At 69.8% G+C, this 21,322-nt stretch carries 19 protein-coding genes; 9 read left to right on the top strand and 10 right to left on the bottom strand.

Annotated features, from left to right (window positions below; all coding sequences use genetic code 11):
* Positions 1-63 precede the first annotated feature (63 nt).
* Positions 64-1,119: a coiled-coil domain-containing protein gene (locus ACFQS9_RS18105; protein WP_378407172.1), complete on the bottom strand. Its 1,056-nt coding sequence runs from the start codon at positions 1,117-1,119 to the stop codon at positions 64-66.
* Between the two features lie 403 nt (positions 1,120-1,522).
* Here ACFQS9_RS18105 and ACFQS9_RS18100 point away from each other — a divergent pair, with 403 nt between their 5' ends.
* A complete protein-coding gene (locus tag ACFQS9_RS18100; RefSeq protein WP_378407170.1) occupies positions 1,523-1,648 on the top strand; it encodes a hypothetical protein in 126 nt (41 codons plus the stop codon).
* 16 nt (positions 1,649-1,664) lie between these two features.
* Here ACFQS9_RS18100 and ACFQS9_RS18095 read toward each other — a convergent pair whose 3' ends face one another.
* Positions 1,665-2,666, bottom strand: a complete 1,002-nt coding sequence (locus ACFQS9_RS18095) for a helix-turn-helix transcriptional regulator (protein ID WP_378407168.1) — start codon at positions 2,664-2,666, stop codon at positions 1,665-1,667.
* An 81-nt stretch (positions 2,667-2,747) separates the two neighbouring features.
* Between ACFQS9_RS18095 and ACFQS9_RS18090 the strand changes: the two genes are divergently transcribed.
* From ACFQS9_RS18090 to ACFQS9_RS18080, 3 genes are read left to right on the top strand one after another with little or no spacing between them, the layout of a single operon-like run.
* Positions 2,748-3,332 (top strand): VOC family protein, encoded by a 585-nt coding sequence (locus ACFQS9_RS18090; protein ID WP_378407166.1) that lies wholly within the window; start codon positions 2,748-2,750, stop codon positions 3,330-3,332.
* Between the two features lie 15 nt (positions 3,333-3,347).
* Complete coding sequence (locus tag ACFQS9_RS18085; RefSeq protein WP_378407504.1) at positions 3,348-3,686, top strand: ABC transporter permease; 339 nt, start codon at positions 3,348-3,350, stop codon at positions 3,684-3,686.
* 16 nt (positions 3,687-3,702) lie between these two features.
* Positions 3,703-4,518, top strand: a complete 816-nt coding sequence (locus tag ACFQS9_RS18080; RefSeq protein ID WP_378407164.1) for an NAD(P)H-binding protein — start codon at positions 3,703-3,705, stop codon at positions 4,516-4,518.
* Positions 4,519-4,705: 187 nt separating this feature from the next.
* On the opposite strand, the gene ACFQS9_RS18075 is transcribed toward ACFQS9_RS18080, so the two are convergent.
* The gene (locus ACFQS9_RS18075; RefSeq protein ID WP_378407162.1) at positions 4,706-5,671 is read right to left on the bottom strand and encodes a hypothetical protein; all 966 of its coding nucleotides are present in this window, start codon (positions 5,669-5,671) and stop codon (positions 4,706-4,708) included.
* 324 nt (positions 5,672-5,995) lie between these two features.
* Here ACFQS9_RS18075 and ACFQS9_RS18070 point away from each other — a divergent pair, with 324 nt between their 5' ends.
* Positions 5,996-6,697: a helix-turn-helix domain-containing protein gene (locus ACFQS9_RS18070; RefSeq protein ID WP_378407160.1), complete on the top strand. Its 702-nt coding sequence runs from the start codon at positions 5,996-5,998 to the stop codon at positions 6,695-6,697.
* A 217-nt stretch (positions 6,698-6,914) separates the two neighbouring features.
* Complete coding sequence (locus ACFQS9_RS18065) at positions 6,915-8,060, top strand: site-specific integrase (RefSeq protein WP_378407158.1); 1,146 nt, start codon at positions 6,915-6,917, stop codon at positions 8,058-8,060.
* 54 nt (positions 8,061-8,114) lie between these two features.
* Here the strand turns inward: ACFQS9_RS18065 and ACFQS9_RS18060 are convergent, their stop codons facing one another.
* Both ACFQS9_RS18060 and ACFQS9_RS18055 read right to left on the bottom strand, forming a co-directional pair.
* Positions 8,115-8,552 (bottom strand): DUF4267 domain-containing protein, encoded by a 438-nt coding sequence (locus ACFQS9_RS18060; RefSeq protein ID WP_378407156.1) that lies wholly within the window; start codon positions 8,550-8,552, stop codon positions 8,115-8,117.
* 38 nt (positions 8,553-8,590) lie between these two features.
* Entirely contained in the window at positions 8,591-9,232 is a 642-nt protein-coding gene (locus ACFQS9_RS18055; protein ID WP_378407154.1) for a hemerythrin domain-containing protein, read from the bottom strand.
* A gap of 119 nt (positions 9,233-9,351) precedes the next feature.
* Here ACFQS9_RS18055 and ACFQS9_RS18050 point away from each other — a divergent pair, with 119 nt between their 5' ends.
* Positions 9,352-12,627 carry a BTAD domain-containing putative transcriptional regulator gene (locus tag ACFQS9_RS18050; protein WP_378407152.1) on the top strand — a complete coding sequence of 1,092 codons (3,276 nt, stop codon included), beginning with the start codon at positions 9,352-9,354 and terminating at the stop codon, positions 12,625-12,627.
* 89 nt (positions 12,628-12,716) lie between these two features.
* Entirely contained in the window at positions 12,717-13,640 is a 924-nt protein-coding gene (locus ACFQS9_RS18045; protein ID WP_378407150.1) for an NADP-dependent oxidoreductase, read from the top strand.
* Between the two features lie 14 nt (positions 13,641-13,654).
* Here the strand turns inward: ACFQS9_RS18045 and ACFQS9_RS18040 are convergent, their stop codons facing one another.
* Positions 13,655-14,800 carry a M24 family metallopeptidase gene (locus ACFQS9_RS18040; RefSeq protein ID WP_378407148.1) on the bottom strand — a complete coding sequence of 382 codons (1,146 nt, stop codon included), beginning with the start codon at positions 14,798-14,800 and terminating at the stop codon, positions 13,655-13,657.
* 37 nt (positions 14,801-14,837) lie between these two features.
* Here ACFQS9_RS18040 and ACFQS9_RS18035 point away from each other — a divergent pair, with 37 nt between their 5' ends.
* Positions 14,838-15,800: a 5'-3' exonuclease gene (locus ACFQS9_RS18035; RefSeq protein ID WP_378407146.1), complete on the top strand. Its 963-nt coding sequence runs from the start codon at positions 14,838-14,840 to the stop codon at positions 15,798-15,800.
* 16 nt (positions 15,801-15,816) lie between these two features.
* On the opposite strand, the gene ACFQS9_RS18030 is transcribed toward ACFQS9_RS18035, so the two are convergent.
* The 4 genes from ACFQS9_RS18030 to tatC form a co-directional block, all read right to left on the bottom strand.
* Positions 15,817-16,257 carry a MarR family winged helix-turn-helix transcriptional regulator gene (locus tag ACFQS9_RS18030; protein WP_378407145.1) on the bottom strand — a complete coding sequence of 147 codons (441 nt, stop codon included), beginning with the start codon at positions 16,255-16,257 and terminating at the stop codon, positions 15,817-15,819.
* 123 nt (positions 16,258-16,380) lie between these two features.
* Entirely contained in the window at positions 16,381-17,394 is a 1,014-nt protein-coding gene (locus ACFQS9_RS18025; RefSeq protein WP_378407143.1) for a DUF4333 domain-containing protein, read from the bottom strand.
* Between the two features lie 119 nt (positions 17,395-17,513).
* Positions 17,514-20,213, bottom strand: coding sequence for a DEAD/DEAH box helicase (locus ACFQS9_RS18020; RefSeq protein ID WP_378407141.1), 2,700 nt, complete (start codon positions 20,211-20,213; stop codon positions 17,514-17,516).
* 111 nt (positions 20,214-20,324) lie between these two features.
* On the bottom strand, positions 20,325-21,266 hold the full coding sequence (gene tatC / locus ACFQS9_RS18015; protein ID WP_378407139.1) for a twin-arginine translocase subunit TatC: 942 nt from the start codon (positions 21,264-21,266) through the stop codon (positions 20,325-20,327).
* Between the last annotated feature and the right edge of the window lie 56 nt (positions 21,267-21,322).

Below are 21,322 nucleotides of genomic sequence, written 5' to 3'. Positions count from 1 at the left end.
GCAGGTCTGCGGTTCCTCGTCGCCATGGCGATTCGCTTGCCGGACTTCACCTGTGACTTCGCATCACGTGGTTGCGGACTCCGCCCGCTCACCCTCGCGACTGCGCGGGCGTAGCTCGTCCAGCTTCTCGCGCAGTGCGGCCTCTGCGGTGCGCGCCTCACCGGTCTCGAGGCGGGCCCGCTCGAGGTCGTCCCTGAGGGTGTCGGCGCGTTCACGGGCGGCGGTGGCCGTCGCCCGCTCGTGGTCGACGGACTTCTCGAGCCGCGCGACGGTCGCCGCCGCGGTGGTCGCAGCGAGCTCGGCCGCGGCGCGCATGTCGGCGATGCGTTGCTCGGCCGAGGCGACGACCTGCGCGAGGCGTTGTTCGGCCGCCACACCGGCCTGCTCGGCACGCTGCTCGGATGCGGCCGCGGACTGCTCGGCGGCCGCAGCCCTTCGCTCGGCCGCCTCCGCCAGGGCCTGCGCCTCGCGCAACCTACTGCGCAGATCGTCGAGGTCGGATTCTGCGGCGGACAGGCGGGTGTCGCGATCCGCCTGGGCGGCCGCCACCCGCTCGGTCGCGGCTCGCAGCGCCCCCGCATGCGTCTGCTCCAGATTCCGGAACTCGGCCTGATGGTCCGCGGACAGTCGTTCGAGTTCGAGCCGGTGATCCGAGACCGCGGCGGAGAGCTCGGCGTCGACCGCGTCGACGGTGGCCTCTGCGTTCGCCCGATCCTCCACCGCGGCCTCGTACCGTGTCCGCAGCTCGGCCAGGTCCGTCTCGTACTTCGCCTTCGTCTGCGCGAGTTCGACGGTGGCGCGGTGCAGTGCCGCGTCGAGCGCGTCCGGGTCGCTGAGCTTGTCCACGGCGGCGGTGATCTGCCGGGCGAACACGTTGAACTGCTCGATCGACGTGGCGGTGACGGTTCGGAGGTCCTCGAGTGTCCGTTCGAGGACCCCGACCACCTCGGTCGGCGTCGCGGTTGCGAGCGCGTCCAGTTCGCCCTGCTGCTCTCGGGCCTTCCGGCGCGAGCGGAAGGCCCGGACACGGTCTGCGTCGCTGGCGTATTGGCGGGGCCGGCCTGGACGCACCTTTGGTTCCTCGGCGGCATCCGCGGCTTTCGCGTCCTCGGTGTTCACGTGCACTCCCCCGCTCGTTGCGAATCCGCTCTTATAGTTACGTTACATTACCTGTTACGTAACATGTCCTGTAACGTAACGATGATTCTTGATCGTCATAATCCCCACTTATCGTGAGTTACGGACCGCGGGGCGGGTCGGGTCGGAAACGTGCGCCGAACCGTCGGTGAAGCGGACTCAGAAAAGTGGGCTACCGACAGGCTCGCGGTTGTAGAGCTTCTTGTTCCTCACCGACCGCAAGGCGCGCGCCCGTCGGTGGCGTCCGCTGATGTCGATCCGTCGACGGGCTGCGGCGATATCAGGCCGACAGCGATCCGGCGGCGCTCCGGTCGCTGATCGGTCCCAATGAGCGGCCGGGCCAGAAGGGTGGCTCGTCGTCGAATAGGCGGTCGCAGCCCCCATCTTGCAGACGATCACCGTGACCGACGGCCGCATCACCGAGGTGCGGCCCTTCTACTGGGACACCCCGGCGATCACCGCCGCGTGCGCACCCCCGCCCGCTCTCCCGGGCGAGGAGCACGGCGGGTAGCCGCCGGTACCGAAGATCATCCGGAGTCCCGCGTCCGGTCGCAGACGAGTCCGTTTCCGGTCGCTCGCGTGGCGGCTAGGAGCCTGGATCCCCAGTCCTTCATGAGTTCGGTCGCTTCGGGTGGTCCGTGCACGATGAACGGTGCGCCGATCGAGACGAGGCAGAAGGCCGCCCAGTCCAGGGATTCGGCGGCGATATGGACCTCGCACGATCCGGGGTCGATGTCGGCGACGGTGCCGTAGTGGACGATTTCGGCTCTGACGCGTTCGGCGGAAGCCTGGATGGTGGCGTGCACCCGGTACCTCGACGGCATCGACCCGATCCGGTCGCGGACATATTCCACCGGATCGCCGCCGGGCAGGCGGCGCGGTGCGAATCGTGCGCCGGTGCGGCGTGGTTGCGCGATCCGGTCGATTCGGAAAGTGCGCCAGTCGGTGCGATCCAGATCCCAGGCCACCAGGTAGAGGCGGCTTTCGACATTGACGATCTGATGCGGTTGGACGGTGCGATGCGAAGTGGCCGCGTCGCTACCGCGGTAGGAGAAGGAGACGGTATCGGTGTCCCGGCAGGCGAGCGCGAGTGTGGTCAACGCGGTGACATCGTCGATCCCGGCTCGGTGGTATCCATCACCGGCGGGGGTCGCGACGGTCCGCAGACTGTCGATCCGGCGACGGATACGAATGGGAAGGACCTGGACGATCTTGGCCATAGCGCTCATCGCGGCTTCCGCCGAGGCGGGATGGACGCCGGTGGCGATCTCCTTCAGCCCCAGCACCGTCGCAGCGGCCTCCTCCTCACCCAGGACCAGTGGCGGCAGGCAGGCACCCGCACTGAGCTGGTAGCCGCCGCCGGTTCCGCGCGTCGTGACGATCGGATAGCCGATCTCCTGGAGACCGAGCACATCACGCCGGACGGTCCGCTCACTGACATCGAGTCGGCGGGCGAGGTCGGCACCGGACCAGTGGCGACGGCTCTGCAGCAGACCGAGAAGCGCGAGGGTGCGAGTGCTGGTGGACACACCCTGAGGCTAGGCGCACTTGTGGCCATATCCTGTCCGCAACTGCTGCGAATCTGAGGGCACCAACCGAAAGGAGACAGTATGTCCACCACTCCCGCAGTTCCTCCGGCGCCCGCCGGATCCGCGACGGTCGACCCCTTCATCTGGACCGATGACGCGGCAGGTCTGATCGGCTTCCTGGTCGAGGTGTTCGGGGCGATCGAGGTCCCCGAGGCTCGGACCGCCGATACCGACGGCCTGATTCTGCATTCCGAACTGCGGATAGGCGATTCGACGCTCACGATCGCCGACCGCAAACCGGACTGGCCGTATATGCCGTCCTTCGTCCGCGTCTACGTCGACGATCCGGCCGCCACACTGGAACGAGCCGCCGCGCGTGGTGCGCGGATCGTGACCGAGCCGACTGATTTCTGGGGCGACGTACTCGCCCGCTTCGCCGACCCGTTCGGCCACCTGTGGTGGGTGTACAAGCACAATCCGGGTAACGCGTCCTGGGACGAAACCTCGACGGACGGCTCCGGCGAAGACAGTTGGGGGCAGGCGGATTCCACCGAGGACGGCGCGGGTGAGCAGTCCTGGGAGTCGTTCGCGACACCGGAGTTGACCGCCGTTCACTCCTCGCTCATGGAAGCGATGGCGTCGCTGAAGGATCCGCGCACCCGCTGACCCGCCGGGGATGCCCTGCGGCCCGCACTCGGACCGCAGGGCATCGGCTCGTTCAGTTACGCACTGGCCACCGTCGTCCGGGAACAGGACTGGGTCTTCTGGACCGTGCACCAGACGTTGTTGTTTCCCTCGATGATCCTGTCCGGCATGCTGCTGCCCCTCGAACAAGCTCCGGGCTGGATGCGCGCGCTCTCGGTGGTGAACCCACTGACCCACGTCGTGAACGCCGAACGCGATCTGTTCGCCGGCCACCTCACCTCGGCCGACGTCGGCTGGGGCTGGCTGGCCGCGATCCTCACCGCGGCCATCGGTATCGCCGTGGGCCTGCGCGCACTGACCAAGAGCACCAGCTGACCAGGAAAGGACCACCATGGAAATCCTCGTGTGCGGCGCCACCGGACATATCGGTCGCCACCTCGTCGACCAGCTCCTCACCGACGGCCACCAGGTCCGGGCACTGACTCGCACCCCGCATTCCGCTGACCTGCCACCGGCCGCGCGGCGTCTGCAGGGCGACCTGACCGACGCCTCGACCCTGCACGACGCGTTCGCCGGTGTCGACGCCGTCCACCTCATCACCTTCGGCGGAGACGACGGCGCGGATCTCACCACCGGCCCCGATATCGTCGACCTCGCCCGGCGATGCGGAATCGGCCGCGCCACCGTCCTGGGCGGCTGGTCCCGGACAAGCGTCGAAGACGCGCTGTCGGGCAGCGACATCGCCTGGACCCGCCTCGAACCCATCGAGATCATGCTCAATACCCTCGACTGGCTCGACGAAATCCGCGAACACCGCACCGTCTCGGCTTTCGCCCGATGGCCCAGTGCCATGGTCCACGAAGCGGATATCGCGTCGGTCGCCCGCTGCGCGCTGACCCGAGAGGGCCACGGCGGCAAAACCTACCGTCTCACCGGCCCCGAGGCACTGACCCCTGCACAACGCACCCGGATACTCGCCGACGCGATCGGAGTTCCGCTCACCCACCGGCAACTCACCGAAGCCCAGGAACGTGACCGTCTGGCCGGCCACGGGTTCGGCGACGACTACGTCGAATTCGGTCTCCGCTTGGCGGCCCACCCGCCCGACGCCGCGGACAAGGTCCTCAACACCGTAGCGACAGTGACCGGCCGATCGACCCGCACATTCGCACAATGGGCCACCGAGCACGCTCGCTTGTTCACCTAGCCAGGACATTCCGGGACCGGCGCCCGCCGCGTGGCGCTGCCGGTCCCGGCCAGTTCGCCCGCACCGAGTGCGTGTTTCGCCTCGGAGCTCGGCCAGATCCGGAGTGATCGCGGAAGGTCCGCCGGGCCAGGTCGTGGCGGCCCTCGGTTAAGTTGGCCTGGGCTATATGGAGGTCCATGCCGTTTCGTCAGCGAACCTGTGCCAGCGCGTGGAAGGACCGTTTCGGTGCGAGAGTGCCGTCGGGCATCACCTTGCACACGCCGTAGGAGGCCATGTCGAGGTCGAGGCGTGGATCGGTGTGGTGTGGGTAGGTGTAGCCGGCGAAGGTGAACCAGAATGCGGTGTCGACGGATTCGGAGTCGAAGACTTCGAACAGCTCGCGCAGGTAGCGGGCCTGCTCGTCCTCGTCGCGGGTGTAGTGCCCGTTGAGGCGGGGCGGATCGGTGTCGTCATCGAGGATGGCCCAGCCCATTCCGCTACGGGCTGCGGCACCCCGGTAGGTGCAACAGCCGAATTCGGTTGCCACCACCGGTTTCCCGTGCCGGAAGTATGACTGCACACCCGGGCGGAAGGCCGGATCTGCCGGATCGACGTAGGCGTCGACACTCACGATGTCGAAGGGGGTCCAATCGATGTCCTCCCATAGTCCGGAGGCATAGGTGAGCTTGCCCCCGAACCGCGCGCGCACGGTGGCGGCGCTGTCGGCCAACAGGGCGTTGAGCCGGGTGGAGAGCTCGGAAAGCTCGGCCGGGGTGACGGGTTCGCCCGCGGTGAAGGTCTTGACCCTGGCCAACGAGTCGGCGCCGGGCAGGAGGCCGGCGGCGAACAGGCTCAGTTCGCAGCCGGTGACGAAGACGGGAACTCCGAGGGCCTCGGCGCGGTCGGCGCACTCGGCGAAGTACGGCTGTAGCTGGGCCGGGGAGAGTTCGCACGGGAACGGTGAGAACCAGACCTCGAGTCCAGCTTCGGCGGCGTGCCTGGCCGCGACCGTCAGCCGGTCGGGGTCGCCGCCGGTGATGCGGACGGCATCGCAGTGCAGATCGTCGGCGATGACACGGAGCTCTCGTTTCACCTGGTCGGTGTCGAAGTCGGGCCGCGAACTCCGCCCGCCGGGGGTGAAGCCGGTGTCGTATGTGATGCCTTTGGCGCGCATGTGATGAGTCCTCACCGGATGACCGGAACCGCGGCCACCCTGTCCATGTCCGACCATCCGCGCAGGCGGATTCGGTCCTGTGTTGCTTACGTGTGGTAGTCGCCGAATACTGTTGTCCGGCTGCTGGATTCGGACATTAAGTCCGCATCGAAGTGTCTGTCAACGAAGATCCCCCCGGATTCGACCCGTTTGCACAGGTCAACCGTGCAATTGGTGATTGCAATGACGATGTCCGTTAATGCACGTCAATGGCCGTGCGTTGCAATGATCGAGGATCCGCCCGCATACTGGCGTCGAAACAATCGAAGCGGAGGGCCGGGCCGGATGCCGGGACACAGACTGACCAGAGCCGATCGGCAACAGATCTCCGCGGGCTTGGCGAAGGGACTGGATCTCGCCGCCATCGCCCGACACCTGGGTCGCCCCACCTCGACGGTGAGCCGCGAGGTCGCACGCAACGGCGGGCCGGGCCGCTATCGCGCGGACCTGGCTCAGCTCGCGACCCATCGCCGTGCCCGGCGCAGGCCGCACTCACCAGTCGCACAATCGATCAGCCAGCCCAGCGGTCTCGATCCAGACCGGAGGGCCGCGTTCGTCACCGATTTCGCCGCGGCACTCGTCCAGACCGGCATGCCGCGCACAGCCGCGGGTGTGATGGCCAGCTTGTTCACTTCCGAGACGGGCAGTCACACAGCGGCAGAACTCGCGCGACTGCTACAGGTCAGCGCGGCGACCATTTCACACGCGGTCAGGCTGCTGGAAGATCAGGGGCTGGTACGGCACGAACGCGACGGCAGACGCCACCGGTACTTCCTCGACGAAGACGCAGGAGTTCGGTCCGCAATGGTGAGCGTCCGCGCCAACCAACACCTCGCCGCCACCGCACTGCACGGCGCCGCACTCTTCGGGGCCGACACCGTCGCCGGAAATCGGCTCGCCCTGGCGGGCCGATTCCTCGAACGACTCGGCAACGACATCGTTCGGACCACAGAACAGTGCTGGCGTGATGTCCTCGGAACAGGCTGAACAGGCGTGGACCGCACGAGTGCCTGCGAAACATCGTGCCCGCCAAGGGGGCTGATCTGAGAAAGGGGCGGACAACCCATGTCCATGACCCTCGCCCTGCCCCCCCCCCGCCAGCCCCTGTCCCATTACGTCACGTGATGGGTTGGCCGAGATGTCGCGCCCCTGAATGGTCCTCGCGGCCGCGAACTGTCGGCTCGGCCACGTATCGTCCTGTGCCGTGGCGGCCGAACTCGAATCCCTCACCGCCGGCGACGCGTCGGCCGGAGCACTCGCGGTTCCGGTCGACGCCGCCGCGGCCATGCAGCGCCTGCGCGTCGAGTCCGTCTCCCCCAACACGCGCGCCGCGCAACTGAGTGACTGGAGCAGCTTCATTCGCTGGTGCAAGCGCGTCGGCCGGGATCCGTTGCCCGCCTCTCCCGACCTCGTCGGCTGGTTCCTGGCCGAGAAATCCTCGGAGGTGCGGACGGACGGCCGACCCGCCTACGCGTCGTCGACATTGACGCGCTGGGTCGCCTCGATCAACAAGATCCATTCGCTCGCCGGCCATCCCAAGCCCGGGCAGTCCTCCACCGTTCGCGAGATCCTGCGTGGTATCGCCCGTACCCGGGCCACGCCGCCGGTTCGGCGCGAGCCGCTGCTCACCGCCGACATCCGCAGCATCGTCGAGTCCATGCGTGCCCGGTCGGCACACGGCTCGTGGGCCGACCGGGCGGCCGAGCGGCGGGACACCGCGCTGCTGCTGCTCGGACTGACCGGCGCGATGCGGCGATCGGAACTGTCGGGGCTCGCGGTCGGTGACGTCGTCCCGCACCGGGCGGACGGACTGTATGTGACGATCCGCCGGTCGAAGACCGACCAAGCCGCGGTGGGACGCACGGTCACACTGCCCTACGGCTCCGCCGAGATCACCTGCCCGGTGTGCGCATACTGGCGGTGGCGAGAGGTGCTGGACGCGTGGGACCGGGACGGCAAACCCGCGGTCAGCGCGTTGCTCGCAGAGCCCGACACCGAGCCCCTCGCGCATCGTTGCCGTGGCGTACTCGGGCGCCGTGAGTCCGAGGTCCGGCCGTTGTTCCGGCCCGTGCACCGCACCGGTGGCCTGGGTGCCAAAGCCCTGTCCGGACAGGCGATCGCGTCGATGATCAAGCGCCGCGCCGTCGGGGCCGGGTATGCGGAGGAGTTCGTGGCCCTGCTCGGTGGGCACAGCCTCCGGGCCGGATTCGTGACCCAGGCGGTCCGCAATGACGCGAGCGCCGAACAGATCATGACCCAGAGCGGACACACCGACCAGCGGATGATCGCGATCTACTCCCGCCAGCACGCGGGCCTGCACGGCAACGCCGTCACCGCGCTCGGCCTCTGACTTGCGCCTTCGTCGCTGTGGCGGCATGCCGAGAACCACGGCGACCACTACCGATCAACCCTGGGCGTTGGCTACGGGACGTGTCACAGTGGCGGCGGGTTCCGCGACTTGCGGCCGCTCTGTCAGCAGGAGTGCGGCGGTCAGGAGGACGAACGTCAATGCCGAGCCGTGCACGGTCAGCGCCGTTGCCACGGTGCCGCCGTGCGTGACCACCGCCAGTCCGTCGCCGATCGGTATCACGGCGTTGATCAGCACAACCCAGCCGAGGACGTGACGCCGGCCGAGGCCGAGCAGCAGGAACATGACGGCCGCGGCTGCGATGTCGCGCCCGGCCTTGACGACGAAATAGCCGTCCGCGTTGCCGGTCGGCCAAGGCTCGATGCCGTAACCGTCTGGGGCGCCGGCGGGATCGAGCAGGAAGCTCAGCCCGAAGTACAACGGTGCGGCCGCGCAGATCACGGCCAGCAGGGTGGTCAATCGATACCTCGTCATGATTGTTCTCCTCAGTTCGTCGGTGCGTATGGGCAGGGTCAGGCCGCGCGGACGCGGCGGATGCGGCGGGTATAGCGGGGGCGACCGATCACGTGCCAGATGCCGCGGACCGGTGCGGGGAGAACGCCGAGGAGGATGGCACGTTCGGCGGGGGTCGCGTCCTCCAGGACGAGGCCGAACAGCGTGAGCAGGGTGAGCTTGGGCGTGTTGGCCACCATGTGGTCGCCCAGGGAGGCCCATTCCTGTGCGGTGATGTGCTCGGCCGCGAGCGGAAGAAGGGTGGTCTCCTCGTCGTCGAGGTGTTCGAGTAGGACCGCCCGGTGATCGGCGAGGATCGCTACGAGGGTGTCGCGCTCGTCGGCTCCGGCAGTGGCCTCCCACGCCGGGACCGCGGCGTCCAAACTTGTCAGCGTGGCTTCGACGCGCTCGTGCTGGGCCTCCATGCGCAGGATGATGTCCGCCCCCAGATCGACCCGAGCCAGCAGCGGTGGCCACAGCAGCTCGTCCTCGCCCTCGTGGTGGTTCTGCAGGCCCAGCCGGTAGTCGCGGAAGTGGTCGGCGATCACCGTGGCGCGCGCGGTGTCACCGGGGGCGACCGCCGCGACGAGCTCCATCAGCAGCCGTGACTCGCGGCGGAAGGCGCGGTGGACGATCTCCATGTCCTGGGTATTGACGCTCATCTGTTCTGCCCCTTATCTGTTCGGTTCGATGTGCTTGAGACTGCGCCCGGGGTTTTGGAAGGAACTTGGAGCCGGCTTGGAGCGCTGGGGCGGCGGCTGTGCGTACGATGTGTCACGTCATGGTCTTGATTCGGGTATTGGGCTCGTTCGCGGCTGAGGCCGGCGGCGAAGCCATTCCGCTCGGCGGACCGCGGCAGCGCGGCGTGCTGGCACTGTTGGTGGCCGCGCGCGGACAGGTCGTACCGGTCGACCGGATGGTCGAGGACCTGTGGCGCGGCGAACCGCCGTCGCGCGCCCTGGCGTCGTTGCAGGCGTACGTATCCAACCTGCGTCGCCTGCTGGAACCCGGCCGCCCGCCACGGACCCCGGCCCGCCTGCTGGTGAGCGCATCGCCCGGCTACGCCTTGCGGCTGCCGCCGGAGGCGGTGGACGCCTGGCACTTCGAGCAGCTGCTCGACCAGGCCCGGGCGCTCGCCGATCCCCGTATTACCCGTGCCCGGCTGGACGAGGCGCTGGCGCTGTGGCGGGGACCGGCGTTCGCCGAGGTCGCCGACGAGCCGTGGGCAGTCGCCGAGACCGCCCGGCTGCACGAACTGCGCTTGGTCGCACGCGAACTGAACGTTGCGACGGGACTGCGGCTCGGCCACCCCGCGACGGTGGTGCCCGAGGCGGAGCGCCTCACTCGCGACGCGGCCCTGCGCGAGGAGGGCTGGCGCCTGTACGCCCTCGCGCTGTGGAGCAGCGGTCGCCAGGCCGACGCCCTGGCCGCGCTCCGCAGCGCCCGCGCCACCTTCGCCGACGAATTGGGCCTCGACCCCAGCCCGGACCTGGTGGTCCTGGAAGAGGCGGTCCTCACCCAGCGCACGGATATCCTCCACGCCGCCGTCCCCCCGCCTCCCGCGGACACACCCGGGCCCGAGGCCACCGCGCCGCCGCTGCCGAAGAATGGCCCTCGCGCAACAACATTCGTGGGGCGGGAGGGCGAGCTTTCGGCTCTGCTGGCGGCCGCCGGGGAGGCCGCCGCCGATGGGGTGCGCGTCGCGCTCGTCACCGGGGAGGCGGGGCTCGGCAAGTCGACGCTGCTCGAGCACCTCGGTGCGCGGCTCGAACAGGACGGGTGGCTGGTGGCCGCCGGGCGCTGTCCCGACGTGGACAGTGCGCCGCCCGCGTGGGCGTGGGTCGAGGCGCTGCGCAAGGTCGCCGTGAGCGTTCCGCCCGGGGAGTTCGCGGACGACCTGACGCCACTGCTCTCCGACTCCGCGGCGGGGAACGGTGACGCGGCGGCCGGACGATTCCGGCTGCGGCAGGCGGTGTGGAACTGGCTCTCGGCCGCCGCCGCCGACCGGCCGGTGGTCGTCGTCCTGGACGACCTGCACAGCGCCGATTCCGCGACGCTGGAACTGCTCGGCGGCGGCGTGGGCGCGCGCGCCCCGATCCTGGTCGTCGCGGCCTACCGCGCGGACGAGAGCGAGCGCCTCACCGAAACGCTCGGGTCCCTCGCCCGCACCGCGCCCCTGCGACTGGACCTGCCCGGATTGAACGGCGATGCCGTCGCGGAGCTCGTCCGCGCCGAGTGCGAGGCCGACGACGCGATCGTGGCCGGGATCGCCGAGCGGACCGGCGGCAACCCGTTCTACGTGCGGGAGAGTGCGCGGCTGCTCAACGGCGAGGGCGCGCTGATCGCCCTCTCCGAGGTTCCCGAGGGCGTACGGGATGTGCTGCGGCGCAGGCTCGCCAGGCTCCCCGAGAGCGGGGTGTCCGTCCTGCGGCTGGCTGCTGTGGCCGGCCGGGAAAGCTCGGTCGACGTGCTCGTGCGGGCCGCCGACGCCGACGAGGACGGCGTGCTGGACGCGCTGGACGCGGGCGTGATCGCCGGGTTGCTCGACGAGCCCGGGCCTGGGCGCGTCCGGTTCGTGCACGCACTGGTCAGGGACACGCTGGTCACCGATGTCAGCCGGGTGCGGATCACCAGGATGCACGCCCGGATCGCGGCGGCGTTGGAGGGCAGCGGCGATATCGCGGCCCTCGCCCATCACTATGCGCGAGCCGGGTCACCGAAGGCCGTCGGCTATTGCGTGCGGGCCGCCGAGCTGGCCGAGGCGCGCTATGCCCACGACGTGGCGGCCGCGCTCCTCACCGACGCCGTCACCAACTCCAGCGACCCGGACGAGCGCGTCGGTCTGCTCGGCAGGCTGCTGCGCGCACAGGTCCGGGCCGGATCCTTTGCCGCGGCCAGGAGTACGCGCGAGCGGGCCGTGGAGTACGCCGAGTCGATCGGCCGCGACGACCTGATCATCGCCTCGTTCACTGCATGGACCGAGCCCACCCCCTGGCAGGCCCGCACCTACGGCACGGTCGACCGTCCCATCGTCGACCGCCTCCGCCGCGTGCTCGAGCGGAGCGACCTCGCCCCCGGCGTGCGGTCTCACCTGCTCATCGCCTACACCCACGAACTGCTGGGCGAGGACGATCCGACGGTCGTCGCTGCGGCACAGGAAGCACTCGACCTCGCCACCGATCCCCGCCTCCGGGCCGCGGCTCTGCTGGTCCTCGCCCGCGGCACCGGGCGGGAGGAGTACTCCCACGAACTGGTGGAGATCGGCGTCGAGCACGACCTGCCCGTCTACCGCGTGACAGGGCTGCTCAACCAGGCCGCGAACGCCGCCGCGGCCAACGACCCGGCGGCCATGCGCCGCCTGACCGGGGAGGTGCTCGACCTCGCCCGGGCGTACCGGATGCCGGAGGCGATCGGCGCCGCCGAGATCGCGCTGGCGACTCTGGTGCTCATCGAGGGCCGGTTCGCCGACGCCGAGCGCCTCTACGCCGAGGCCACCGAACGCATGGAACGCGCCGGATCGGTGCACGCCGCGGGCTTCCTCCGCCTCGCGCAGGCGGCCGTCTGGTTGAACGACGGCACCCTCGGCGACCATCTGGATGACGTGCGCGCTTTCCACGAGGCGCTCGGCCCGATGGTCGCCGACCTGCTCACACTCGCCCTCCACGCCGCCGGCCGCAGCGACGAGGCACACCGGGCCGGCACATCACCGACCCCGATCCGGCCCGACTTCTTCTTCACCTTCCTGACCAGCCTGCGCGCGATGGCGATCATCGCCTCGAACGACCGCGACGCGGCCGAGCAGGTCTACGCGGACCTGCTCCCCCACCGAGACGGTCCCCCTGCGGGAGCGGAGAGCGTGTCGCTGGCTGTGCGCCCGGTCGCCCACACGCTCGGCGAACTCGCGCTCCTGCTCGGCCGCGACGACGAGGCCGCCGCCCACTTCGCCCGGGCCGCTGTCATCGCGGACCAGTGGAACGCCCCGCACTGGTCCGCCGACGCCCGAACACACGCCGATCGTGTTCTCGGCGTCCATGTTTCGCCCCCGCAGCAACGCTGAGAGCACCCTCCCAAGCCGGCTCCAAGTGCCTTCCAAACCCCCGGGAGCAGTCTCGACCACATCGAACACAAACGATGAGGGAGCGAAACATGAGCACACCGACCTTCCAGGCCGCCGTCGTCCGCACACCGGGCGGACCCGACTCGATTGAGATCATCGATGTCCCGGTCGCCGAGCCCGGCCCCGGCGAGGTCCGGGTCGCGGTCGCGGCCGCGCCGGTCAACCCCACCGACCTCGGGGTCGTGGGCGGTTTCTTCCACGAGCTGGGCATGATCAACCAGCCCGACCACACCGGACTGGGCTGGGACTTCGCCGGCACCGTGCTCGCCGCCGGTCCGGGCGTGGACCTGGCCATCGGCACTCGGGTTGCCGGTGTCGTCCTCGGTTTCGACCGCGACTTCGGCACCTATGCCGAACAACTCGTCGTGCCCGCCGCCGAGCTCGCCGTGGTGCCCGACGGACTCGACCTGGTCGCGGCATCGACGGTGCCACTCAGCGGTTTGAGTGCGGCGCAGATCGTCGATCTGCTCGGCGACGCGCCCGCCGACGGCAACCGGTTGCTGGTGACCGGTGCGGCCGGTGCGATCGGGGCCAACGTGGCCGCGCTCGCACCCGATCGAGGCTGGCGGGTGACCGGTCTGGCCCGAGCCGAGGACGAGCAGTTCGTCCGCGGCCTCGGCGCCGACTTCGTCACGGAGGCCGAGGCCGAGCCGGGCTGGGACGCGGTCGTCGACACCACGTCCCAGCAGGCGTGGGGCCTGACCCCGGTCCGCGACGGCGGAGCCTTCGTCGGCGTCCGGCCCAATATCGTGCCCGCGGCCGAGCGCGGGATCACGGTGAAAGTACTGATGGCGCAGTCGGACGGTCCTCGACTGGGGCAGCTGCTGGCCCGCGCCGCGTCCGGCCTGTTGCCGACCCGAGTGCATGCTGTTCTGCCGTTGGCCCAGGCGGCGGACGCCCACCGGGGCATGGCCAAGGGCGGGACACGCGGTCGCTACGTGCTCGAGCCCTGAGGAAACCGCGGTCCTCAGTTCGTGAGCACCGTCAACCCGTGCGGACGGGTGTTCATCGGCTCGCAGCCGTCGGCCGTGACCACCACGATGTCCTCGATCCGGGCGCCCCACTCGCCGCGGAAATAGATGCCCGGCTCGATGCTGAAGGCCATGCCCTCGGTGAGTTCGATGCGGTTGCCGGCGACGATGTACGGCTCCTCGTGAACCGACAGGCCGATCCCGTGGCCCGTGCGGTGTACGAACACGTCCGCGAGGCCCTCCGCGGCCAGCACGTCGCGGGCTGCCGCGTCCACGGATTCGGCGGTGACGCCGGGACGAACGGCGGCCACGGCGGCCTTCTGTGCCCGCTCGAGCACCGCGAACCGGGCGTCCACCTCCGCCGAGGGCTCGCCGAGGCAGTAGGTGCGGGTCGAGTCGGAGTTGTAGCCCGGCTCGACCGGCCCGCCGATGTCGATGACCACCACGTCGCCCGCTTCGATCGTCCGATCCGAGACCTCGTGATGGGGATCCGCCCCGTGGGGCCCGGAGCCGACGATGATGAACTCGGCGGCGGTGTGCCCCTCGGCGACGATCGCGGCACCGATGTCCGCGGCGACCTCCGCTTCGGTGCGTCCGGGTCTGAGCCACTCCGCCATTCGGGCATGAACCCGGTCGATCGCCGCGCCGGCGCGCCGCAGCGCGTCGATCTCGGCCGGGTCCTTGATCATCCGAAGATCGCGGAGCACCTCCGTCGCCAGGACCGGCGGTGCACCGAAGGCCGCGGTCAGCGGAATGACGTGCAGCGCGGGCATCGCGTCGGCGACCGCCGTCCGTGCGGGCGAGGGCAACCCCGATGCGACCAAGGCGTACGGGTCGACGCCGTCCACCCAGTCGCGCACGGTCAGGCCCAGCTCCGCCGTCGCGGAATCGCCGAGCGCGGCCAGCTCCAACCGTGGAACCACCACGGAGGCACCGGATCCGTCGGCGGGGACGACGAGGCAGGTGAGTCGTTCGAAGGAATCCGCGCGCGAACCGAGTAGGTACCGGAGGTCCGGGCCCGGGGTGATGAGCAGTGCGTCCAAGCCCGCCGCCGCGGTGAGCTCGGCGGCCCGGCGCAGGCGGTCCGCGTAGATCGAGGTCGGGAATCGTGAGGTGCTCGCGGGACCGCCGTGGGAACTCATGCCCCTCAGGTTAGTTCGGTTTGGCAGGATGAGGGCCATGACTGGCCCTCTGCTTCTCCTCGACGGCGCGAGCCTGTGGTTCCGCGCGTATTACGCGCTGCCCGAATCGTTCACGTCCCGCGACGGAAGGCCGGTCAATGCGGTCCGCGGGTTCACCGACATGGTCGCCTCGCTGATCACGCGACATCAGCCCGAACGGCTCGCGGTGTGCCTGGATCTGGACTGGCGCCCGCAGTTCCGGGTGGATGCCGTGCCCTCCTACAAGACCCATCGTGTCGCTGCCCTGACCGAGGTCGGGCCCGATGTCGAGGAGGTGCCGGACACGCTGACACCGCAGGTCGACATGATTCTCGACGTGCTCGCCGCGGCCGGCATCGCCACGGCCGGCGCCGAGGGCTTCGAGGCGGACGACGTGCTGGGCACGCTCGCCGCCCGCGAACGCACCGACACCGTCGTCGTGGTGAGCGGCGACCGGGACCTGCTGCAGGTCGTGGCTGACGAGCCGGTGCCGGTCCGGGTGCTGTACGTCGGGCGCGGGCTGTCGAAAGCCGAACTCTTCGGTCCCGTCGAGGTGGCCGAGAAGTACGGCGTGCCTGCGGATCGGCCGGGCGTCGGGTACGCGGAGTTGGCCCTGTTGCGCGGCGATCCCTCCGACGGGTTGCCCGGCGTCAAGGGGGTCGGCGAGAAGACCGCGTCGTCCCTGCTGCTCGAGTACGGGTCCGTGGGGGCGCTCCGTGCGGCCGTCGACGATCCCGCGTCCGGTCTGGCGAAGGGGATCAGGGCCAAGCTCACGGCGGCCTCCGACTATCTCGACGCCGCGCTGCCGGTGGTCCGCGTGGCCACCGACGCGGAGGTCGAGATGTCGCGTCCGGACCCGTTGCCCGTCGCACCGGTCGACCCGGAGCGGCTGGCTGCGCTCGCGGACGAGCTCGCGATCGGCGCATCGATCGGCCGCCTGACCAAGGCCATGGCGGCACCGCGGAACGGGTACGGCGGGTAGGTCGCGGTCCGGACCGTCACCCCTGCTGATGGTGCGTGAGCAGCCGGGTGAGCAGGAGGGTCAGGTTCGCTCTGTCCTCGACCGAAAGCGGTCCGAGCAGGTCGTCCTGCACCTTGTCGAGCGCGCGGTCCATCCGCCGCAGCTGCCGATCGCCGGCCTCGGTGAGGTTCACGATGTTGCGTCGTCGATCGTCCGGGTCCGGCGTCCGCTCGACGAAACCCTGGTCGGCAAGTTCGTTGATCGCGGCGACCACGTCGCTGCGGTCCATGCTGCACCGGCGACCGAGCTCGGCCTGGCTGGCCACCCCGAACTCGTCCAGCGCGGCCAGAATGCGGTAGTGGTACCCGCGCGCACCCACCTCGCCGAAGCTGTCGGACACCAACCGGTGCGCGTGCACTGCCAACTGGGTGAGCAGCCAGCTCGGCTTCGACGTCAGGCGTGCGGGTCTCTCCTCCACGGCGGAAACCCTACATCGTTGGGGCCGCCAATCGAATGGCTGGAAGATGCCCCGTGGCGGAAGGGATGATCCCGATCGTCCACCCGACGGTCAACGGGCAGCCGGGTGGACGATCGGAGGGACCTACCTGCTTGTCGGCCGGCTGACCTCGTAGGTGCCCTCGTCGTCGGTGAACGTGATGGTCACCCGCTGAGGTTCGCCGTCGACGGTCAGCTCGCAGGTGAAGCTCTTGCCCTTCTCCACCTTCTGGTCGGCGGGGCACACCACGTCGTCGACGTCGGTGATCCCGTACGAGCCGGTGACCACCTGCTCGACGCCCCTCTCGACGGCGGCCCGGTCGAGCTTGTCCGCGCTGGTGAGCGCGATCCCGGCGATCGTGGCGATGACGCCGAGCACCAGGACGGCGCCCACGCCCAGTGCGATCCACAGTGCGACCTTGGACGTCCCGGCACCGGGCTGCGCCGGGACCGGTGCACCCCACTGCGGCTGTCCGGGCTGACCGGGTTGCGGATACCCGCCCTGCTGATACTGCCCCGGCTGGCCGGGGTACTGCTGATGCGGTGCGTTGTACGCCTGGAACTGAGGCTGGGCGCCCGTCTGCGGCTGCGCGGGCTGCTGTGCGCCCCATGCCTGCTGGCTCCACTGCTGCTGATCGGCCTGCGGCTGCCCGGGGTACTGCTGGCCCGGGTACGGCTGTTGACCGGGATACGGCTGCTGCGGCGCGGTGTACCCGGGGTACTGCGGCTGCGCGGGCTGCTGTGCGCCCCACGCCTGCTGGCTCCACTGCTGCTGCTGATCGGCCTGCGGCTGCGCGGGGTACTGCTGGCCCGGGTACTGCTGCCCGGGGTACTGAGGCTGGCCGACGCCCGGATACTGCTGCTGCGCCGATGGATACGCCTGCGTCGGCTCCGCGCCGGTCTGCTGCGACGGGAACTGTGGTGGCGACGGGAACCGCTGCGTCTCCTCGCCGCCCTGCTGGGGTGCTTGTTCGCCCGCCGGCTGCGGCGGTTCGGCCTGCGGCGGGTTCGTTCCGGGGACCGCGGATTCGGTGGGCGACTGCTCACCGGTGCCGGGCTGGTCCTCGTCTGAGGTCCCCCGGCGTTCGTCTGGATGGTTGGGTCCGACCGGGCCACTCATCGTTGCCTCCCCTGAAGGTTGTGTTGAGGTACACCGTAGTCCCCCGCGGCGCTCCACCCCGTGGTCAACCGCGTGGGCGTCCGAAAGGCCGTCGAATCCGATCACATTCGGCGCGGGGGTCAGGCCGCGTCGATGGCGACCACACCCCGCCGGATGGCGTGCACGGCCTTGGTTGCCGCGGCCCGCACCTCCCGGTCCGGCGCGGTGGACTGCACCTGATCGAGGAGATCGATCACCTGCCTGCACCACCGGACGAAATCGCCCGCCGAGAGGGCCTGCCCACGATCGCCGGCGGCGAGCAGGGCGTCCACGAGCGGTTCCCCCCGGGCCCACTTGTAGATCGCCGAGACGAAGCCGAAATCCGGCTCCCTGGTGAGTGGCAGCTTGTGCCGGACCTCGTCCTCGCGGATCTCGCTCCACACCTGCAGGGTTCGGGCGAGCGCATGGCGTGAGGGTCCGGTGGGGCCTCGGTCGCCGATGTCGCCGTCCTGGCGTGACTCGTACACCATCGTCGACACGACGCCGGCCAGCTCTGCCGGTCCGAGCCCCTTCCACAGCCCCCCGCGCAGGCATTCCGCGACGAGCAGGTCGCTCTCCGAGTAGATCCGGCTCAGGCGCTGCCCGCTCTCGGTGATCCCGTGCCCCTCCGGCTCGATGTACTCGCGTTCGGCGAGCAGCGCGACGATGCGATCGAACGTCCGAGCCAACGAATTCGTTGTCGCGGCGACCTTCTGACGCAATGTCTCCGTCTCTCGGGCCAGCGTGTTGTACCGCTCCCCGATCCGACTGAGCTGCTCGCGATCCGGCGCGGTGTGGCACGGATGCGAGCGCAGTGCCCGCCGCAGAGTCGCCAACTCGCGGTCACTGGCCGCGGGCGACTTCCGCTTGCTGTACCGGCCGGGTGGCACGATTCCGGTACTGCGCAACGCCGAGGCGAGATCTCGTCGGCTGCGTGCGGTGCGGTGGTCGACGTGGCGCGGCAACCGCATGCTGCCCAGCGACTTGGCGGGTGCGGGGAAATCGGCAGCCGAGATCCGGCCCGCCCACTTGTCCTCGGTGAGCACCAGGGGGCGAGGGTCGTTCGGGTCCGAATCCGTCTCGAGCACCACGGCCAGTCCGGATCGCCGGCCGACCGGGATCGCGATGACGTCGCCGCGGCGGAGCGCGGTGAGGGAGTTCACCGCGTCCTGTCGGCGGTCCGTTCGGCCCTGCTTCTCCAGCTTCCGCTCGCGGGCGCGAACTCGTTCGCGCAGTTGGGCGTACTCGAAGAACTCGCCATCCACGCCGCCGAGCTGCTCGCTCAGCTCCGCGAGAACGACCCGGTTGCGCTCGATCGTGCGGACGATCCCGACCACCGATCGATCCGCCTGGAACTGTGCGAAGGAGCGCTCCAGCAGCGAGCGCGACTCCGCCGCGCCCATTCGATCGATCAGGTTGATCGACATGTTGTACGCAGGCCGGAACGAACTCCGGAGCGGGAAGGTCCGCGTCGAGGCCAGACCGGCTACCTCGGTGGTCTCGATGCCCGGCTGCCAGAGCACGACGGCGTGGCCCTCGACGTCGATGCCTCGCCTGCCCGCGCGCCCGGTGAGCTGGGTGTACTCGCCGGGGGTGAGCTCGGCGTGCGTCTCGCCGTTATACTTCACCAGGCGCTCGAGCACGACGGTCCTGGCGGGCATGTTTATGCCCAGCGCCAGTGTCTCCGTCGCGAACACGGCCCGGACCAACCCGTTGACGAACAGTTCCTCGACGGTGTGCCGGAACGCGGGCAGCATCCCGGCGTGGTGGGCGGCGATGCCACGTTCGAGGGCCTCCCGCCATTCCCAGTAGCCGAGCACCTCGAGGTCGGCGCGCGGTAGTTCCCCCGTGTGCTTGTCGATGATCGCGGTGATCTCGGCGATCTGCTCCTCGGTGGTCAGCCGCAGCCGCGACCGCAGGCACTGGGCGACCGCCGCATCGCAGCCCGCCCGGCTGAAGATGAAGGTGATCGCGGGCAGCAGGCCCTCCTCGTCGAGGCGCGCGATCACCTCGGGACGGGCCAGCGGCCGGAAGTTGCTCGCCGAGCCGCCCCGGTCACCGCGACCCCGGCCGCGCGGCTGCCACGAGTCGGCCCGGTCGAGTGCCTGCCGTTGCTTGAGATAGCGGACCAGCTCGCGGTCGACGATCAGCTTGGCGGCGCTGTCCGCCGCCTGCGCGTCGTGGTCGAACAGGTCGAAGAGCCTGCGGCCCACCATGATGTGCTGCCAGAGCGGCACGGGCCGGACCTCGTCGACGATGATCTCGGTGTCCCCGCGCACGGTCTCCATCCAGGCGCCGAACTCCTCGGCGTTGCTGACGGTCGCGGAGAGGCTCACGAGCCGGACCTCCTCTGGCAGGTGCAGGATGACCTCCTCCCACACCGCGCCGCGGAACCGGTCCGCCAGGTAGTGCACCTCGTCCATCACCACGTGGGAGAGCCCGCGCAACACCGGGGAATCCGCGTACAGCATGTTGCGCAGCACCTCGGTCGTCATCACGACGACGGGCGCCTCCGGGTTGATGCTCAGGTCACCGGTGAGCAGGCCGACCGAGGACTTGCCGTACCGGTCGACCAGGTCGGCGTACTTCTGGTTGCTCAGGGCCTTGATCGGCGTGGTGTAGAAGCACTTTCGCCCCGATGTCAGGGCCAGGTGCACGGCGAACTCGCCGATCACCGTCTTGCCCGCACCCGTCGGCGCGCAGACGAGGACCCCGTGCCCCGTTTCCAAGGCTCGGCAGGCCTCGCTCTGGAAGGGGTCGAGCGGAAAGCTCAGCTGCGCCGCGAAGGTCTCGAGTTCCACACAGCCAGGTTAGCCAACGACCCGGCCGGGCCGGCCGACGACGAGCGGGCCGCCTCGCGGTCGATCACCGGAGGGTGATCGGGGAGCGGCCCGCTCGTCGTGGCGGCTGTGTCAGAGCGTGTCGGACAGATCGCCGACCGGTGTCGCACCGGGGACGCTCGACGCGTCGTCCAGGGGTGCCGCCGCGGAGATGGTCGAGGCCTCGTCGTCGTCGAGCGCGCCGAAGCCCTCCTCCTGCTTGCGTGCCCTGCGCTTGTCGTTGAGCCGTGCGATCTGAATGGAGAACTCGACGAGGATGGTCAGGGCCAATGCCAGTGCGATCATCGAGAACGGGTCCTGGCCGGGTGTGGCGATCGCGGCGAACACGAACAGACCCATGATGATGCCGCGGCGCCAGGCCTTGAGCCGTTCGTAGCTGAGCACGCCGACCGCGTTGAGCGCCACGATCAGCAACGGGATCTCGAAGCTGACGCCGAAGATGATGATCAGGTTGATCACGAACCCGAAGTACTCCGAACCGCTGAGCGCCGTGACCTGGACGTCGCCGCCGATGGTCAGGAGGAAGTGCAGCGCCTTCGACACCACCACGTACGCCAGCACCGCGCCCGCGACGAACAGCGCGGCGCCACCGGCGACGAACCCGATCGCGTAGCGGCGCTCCTTTGCGTAGAGGCCCGGCGTGATGAACGCCCACAGCTGGTACAGCCAGATCGGGCAGGCGAGCACGACGCCCGCGGTGAAGGCCACCTTGAATCGGAGCATGAACTGGTCGAACGGACCGGTGGCCAACAGTCGGCAGCCGCCGTCACTGGTGAGGTCGGCCCGGCTCTCCGGCGGCAACGAGCAGTACGGACCGCGCATCAGCTCGCCGAGGCTCTCGATGCCGAGGATCTCGTGCGAGTACCAGAAGAATCCGAAAGCGGTGGTGATCAGCACGCCGAGGAGCGCGAGCAGCAACCTGGTCCGAAGCTCGTACAGGTGATCGATCAGCGACATGCTGCCGTCGGGATTGACCCTGCGTTTGCTCCGCCGCGGGTCGAATGGGATGCGCACAGTGGGCCCTGGTTCTGGTCAGCAGTGGGCCCGGGGCGCGATGCGCAGCCCCGGGA

Origin of the sequence: Rhodococcus daqingensis (genome assembly GCF_042665615.1) — a bacterium.
Lineage (GTDB): Bacteria > Actinomycetota > Actinomycetes > Mycobacteriales > Mycobacteriaceae > Rhodococcus_G > Rhodococcus_G daqingensis.
Note: the sequence above shows the minus strand (reverse complement) of the source record. Positions and strands in the feature narration are given on the sequence as shown.